Consider the following 226-nt stretch of genomic DNA (forward strand, 5'->3'; position numbering starts at 1 on the left):
CCGGCTTGAAAACGAAGGATATAAATATATTATTGGAGCAAGGATCAAGAACGAAAGCAATCATATAAAGCAGTGGATACCGGAGCAACCCAAGATTGACAAACAAATGGTTGAATACAAAAAATCAGCAACCCAGCGATTATTGATAGGCTATACAGACGATAGGGCAAAAAAAGATGCTTATAACAGGGAAAAAGGTATTTACCGTTTGGAAAAAGCCTACAAA

The 226-nt window shown here is 37.2% G+C and carries 1 pseudogene; it reads left to right on the forward strand.

Annotated features, from left to right (window positions below):
* Positions 1 to 226, forward strand: a pseudogene (locus tag EII41_RS13970) (transposase); the annotation flags it as partial.

Source organism: Tannerella forsythia (genome assembly GCF_003860135.1).
Lineage (GTDB): Bacteria > Bacteroidota > Bacteroidia > Bacteroidales > Tannerellaceae > Tannerella > Tannerella forsythia_A.